Genomic DNA, 4434 nt, shown 5'->3' with positions numbered 1-4434 from the left:
GTGCCTTGTAAGATGTTCACGGTACTATTGGCTTCGGCAGTTCCCGCCAGAGTGGGAGTGGTATCGTTGGTTGTGCCGGCGGCTGTTGTAATGGTGGGTGCGCTGGATGCTGTGGCATCGATTGTGAGATTAACTGGAGTGGAAGCCCCAGAAGTATTACCCGCAGTATCGGTGGCTGTAGCGGTGAAGGCATAAGGGCCCTCGGCTAAAGCTGTCGTGGGGGTAAATGTCCAGTTACCCGAAGCATCCGCTGTGGCAGTACCTAGTGGAGTTGTGCCTTGTAAGATGTTCACGGTACTATTGGCTTCGGCAGTTCCCGCCAGAGTGGGAGTGGTATCGTTGGTTGTGCCACTGGTAGTAGTGATCGTGGGGGCTGTGGGTGCGGTGACGGCATTTAAAGTAAACCCCAGAAAGTTAGAAATAGTCGTCGCTCCAGTGATAGCTCCCAGGTCGTACTGAACTGCAATACCATTGTCTGTGGTGGGGTTTGTGTTGTAGGTGTTTGTGAGATTGCCACCGCTGTTTATTGCGGTGAATGGAGGAGAATACAAACCTGAGTACCAGCGGGAAAATTCACCTTGGTTTTCCAGGAAGCCCATAAAGCTTTCGGTCGGCAGTCCAGCATTTTTGCGAACTCCAATGAACTTGGGGTTATCAGTGGTTCCGGTCAACTCCGTCTCTGCAGCCGTTAAGCCATAGGCGGGACCATTATCGCCGCCAGCGAGGTATGTATCGAAGCCCTGATATAGCTTGACTGGACTGGTGTTTCCAGCCGGAGCCGTAATATTAAACACTTGGGAGAACAGAGCTTGAGGAGCAGCATAGCGAGTCACCCATTGGATCTGAAAATCTGTTGCTGAGTCGTAGGTATTGTTATTATTGACATCTGCATAGAGAGTGGTTGTCACCTGATAGGGGTTAGGGGAAGTCCCGACACCAGAAACCGCCGATTGGGTCAAGAGTTTTAGCGCTTGGTTGCCTGTATTAGTAGCATAAGTCGTGCTCCCCACACCAAGACCCAGGAAACCGCTAGGGGAACTACTACCAAAGACTTGGCGAGCGTTGTTTCGGTAAACCTGAAAGATTCCATTGTCGTAAATCTGGACTTTGAGACCGTCGGTGCTGTTGGTTCCCCCAGTCGGATTGAAGGTTTGGAAGGGGAGAACGGCTGGGTATTGCGCCAGAACTTCAGGGGAAAAGGCCAAGGATGAAGCTTTGAGATGGCTAGTACCTGCAACCTCGGACAAATTCCAGGTTCCGCCCCGTTCAGAGGCACCTACGAGGGTCTTTGCGGCGTAAACAGTTGCTCCGGTCAACTGGTGTAATTTCGAGATCAACTCTTCGCCCGCATCGCCAGTTGCTACATTACAGCCATAGAGGAGAATATGGGGAGCCTCCCACTGTTGTAGTCGAGTCGCGTAGCGGTTGAGGGTCTCTAAACTCAGTTGTGTATTGCCCAGGTAGAGGCTGCCTGGACTGCCGTGGGAGATGATATGAACGGCTTCGACAAAATTAGAGTTGCCCAGAATTTGGGTAATTTGCTCCACCCCATCTCGTTTGGGATCGAGAACCACTGCTTCGATACCGGGAACGACCCCCGCCACGAGCATCTGGTAATCTTCAACGGTAGGGTCGATAAAGGCGATCGCTTTTTTGGTAGTCCCGACAAGGGCTATATCTTCAATCAAGGCTTGAGTAATTTGCTCGATCGCGCTCAAATTGTCATTTAAAATTACAACTTCAGCGGTATCAGCGTTTTGAATCAGGCTTTGATAGTCCTGTAGGTCGGAGTCTACGAAAGTGATTTGCTTGTTCATGTTTGGTACGTTCATAATTGCTGAAATCCTTGATATCTATTGTTTACATCCAAGCCGGGTCGGGGTTGAAACCCCCACCTCGCTTAAGTCCTCGCTATGAGGACGGAAGAATTTATTAGTTCTATTGCTTAAATAAATCGGGCGGTAAAATTGTTAGCCCGTTCCGCTGGAGCATTAAATAACCCGGAAACATCAAAGGCGTTGCCACGCGAATTAGTAGCTCGATGCTGTCCATAATTCAAGCGATGTTTCTGACACAGCAGATCACTTTGACTTCGGGAAATAGTTCCCGAATTAATGACAATTTGCTGCATCACCGGCGATTGGTGTCGGAGATCACTTCTCGATCGGTTGGCGGGTGGTAATAAGCTGTGCCCGTTTTTGTTCAGGGGAAATGAACACGGAAAACTCTTTGTCTTCGCTCACGGTTTCCAGCATTCGATCGACTTGCGCCCCCAATAGGGGAAGTCATAGCGCTGTAAAACCGGGGATTTTGTCGTAGTAGTGCACCCAGTAAAGTAGAGCCTGAGCGGGGTAGTCCTGATATGGAGTGGGCTTTCACTGGCCTCGTGGCGCAAGGGGTTGGAATAACATGAGATGCAACTTAATGGCATCACCCTAAAGACATATCTTTTATAGCATACTTTTATTTAACACTTCGCAACACAACATCCAGGTTTACGATATCTTTACAATCTCGACATCGTGGGTTGGCTTTCCCTATCTCTATCGTTGCTTCGGGCCCCTGCCTCTGTAAAGTCGGAAAAGTCGGATCATAAAGTCGGAAAAGTCGGATCTTTGCCATGAGGACATAATTTAGACATCCAAGAGAGGCTGTGGGTATGAGGGTTTATTTGTTTTAGCAGAATTTTATTGGCTATTTTGCCAGACAGCATAAAGGTTGACGATATCTTGAGAATCTAGACATCGCCTTTGTTAATTACTCTGGAATTTTTGACTGCAGATGGTGGCGGGTATACGCGGATGGACGCTTCGGAGTATTGATTTGGATTTAAGGGCGAGATCCTTTTTTGGTCTTTTTTGTAGTTAAGGGCGATCGCACTTTTGTTGATTCCTTGAATCTACCGCCAATTTCGGATATTTATTTGCGAAAACGTCCCCGAATGCGATCGACAAACATATCAACTTCCGGCAATTTCATTTGACTGACAAACAGGGCAAAAACTCCTAACCCTACAAAACTTGCCACACTCAACTGCACTAATTGAACGACCAAACCTTCAGTACCCAAAACTCTTTGACAGGCTTGCAGAGTAGCCAAGGTAACGAAAGCAGTTAGACAACTCCCAGAAGTTAACCCCAGAAAAGGCAAACTCCACTGCCCCCAAGGCAGGCCACCCAGCTTTTTATCTAAACAGTACAAAAGCATAATCATCGAAAGAAGATTGACTCCCACCGTGGCTAAAACTAATCCGGGCGCCCCGAAAGCTCCTACCAAGAAATAATCCAAAAGAGCGTTTAAAAAGATATTGATAATACTGATGCGAAAAGGGGTTTCCCCGTCTCCTAAAGCGTAAAATACCCGTACCACAACGTCGCGTCCCAAATACACAAACATTCCAATACTGTAAGCCATCAATATCGGCGTAACAAACAGCGAGGCCTCTCGATCAAAAGCATAGCGTTCGTAAACAATGCGGACGATAGGTCCAGCCAGCGTTACCATTAAAGCGCTCAGCGGCAGCATCGTAAGGGCCGTCAAAATCAAAGATTGACGAATTCGAGCTTTTAATTCCGGCCAATCTCTCGGATCTGTGAGGCGAGAAAATATGGGTAGAAATGGCACTAAAATTACATTAGAAATAATGCCTAAAGGCGTCATAACTAACAACCCACTGTAACCCAACGCAGAGGCAGCTTGGGGGATGTAGGATGCGAAAAATAGGTCAGTATAAACATTAATTTGTAGCATTCCTGATGATAAGGTCGCAGGAACCATCACCTTAATTACTTCTTGCACTCCCGGCCGTTTAAAATTAAACCGCAAACGCAATGTTCCCAAGCCGGCGCGCCACTGCGCCACCAGTTGCACCAACCACTGCAAAACTGCGCCCGCTAAAGTTCCCCAAGCTAACACTAAGCCGCCCATTAGTGCGTATTCTGGCTGAATAATTTTGTCTCCGAGTTGCAGTGCGAGAATCCCCAAACCGCCGACAAGTGCAACGCTGGAAAATAAAGGACTAATCGAAGGCAGCCAGTACATATCGGCGGCGTTGAGAGTGCCGAAACCAATGCCGATTAAGCCTGAAAGTAATGCCATCGGCGCCATAATCCGAAATTGCTGGACGGCAATTGCTTTGATTTGTAAACCTTCTGCTGTTCTATTTAATCCGGGTGCCACCAAATCGATCAGCGGATCGGCAAAAATAATTAAAGCGATCGTCACCAACAGCAACAAGCCCCCGACTAAGGTAGTGATAGTCTCTACTAAGGGTGCTGCTTCTTTTTTATCCCGGCGGGCTAAAACACTGACTATGGCGCTGTGAAATGGCCCGTTAATCCCTCCGAGCAAAATAAACAAGAAACCAGGGATGACGTAGGCGTAGTTGTAGGCATCGACGGCGACACCGACTCCAAAGGCTGCGGCGATCGCAAT

General features: G+C 48.1%; 3 protein-coding genes. All 3 read right to left on the bottom strand.

Annotation, left to right across the window (positions count from 1 at the left end; all coding sequences use genetic code 11):
• Positions 1–1832, bottom strand: a 1832-nt coding sequence (locus QUA38_RS27595) for a DUF4347 domain-containing protein (protein WP_333167519.1), incomplete at its 3' end; no start/stop codon positions are given.
• 113 nt (positions 1833–1945) lie between these two features.
• Entirely contained in the window at positions 1946–2131 is a 186-nt protein-coding gene (locus QUA38_RS27590; protein ID WP_333167517.1) for a hypothetical protein, read from the bottom strand.
• Between the two features lie 788 nt (positions 2132–2919).
• Positions 2920–4434, bottom strand: a 1515-nt coding sequence (gene murJ, locus QUA38_RS27585) for a murein biosynthesis integral membrane protein MurJ (protein WP_333167515.1), incomplete at its 5' end; no start/stop codon positions are given.

Source organism: Microcoleus sp. Pol12B4 (assembly GCF_036701385.1).
Taxonomy (GTDB): Bacteria; Cyanobacteriota; Cyanobacteriia; order Cyanobacteriales; family Microcoleaceae; genus Microcoleus.
This window is presented reverse-complemented; position numbering and strand designations above follow the sequence as displayed.

Coding starts and splice junctions, on each gene's coding strand:
- QUA38_RS27590 (WP_333167517.1), bottom strand. CDS start 2,131: ATGCAGCAAATTGTCATTAATTCGGGAACTATTTCCCGAAGTCAAAGT.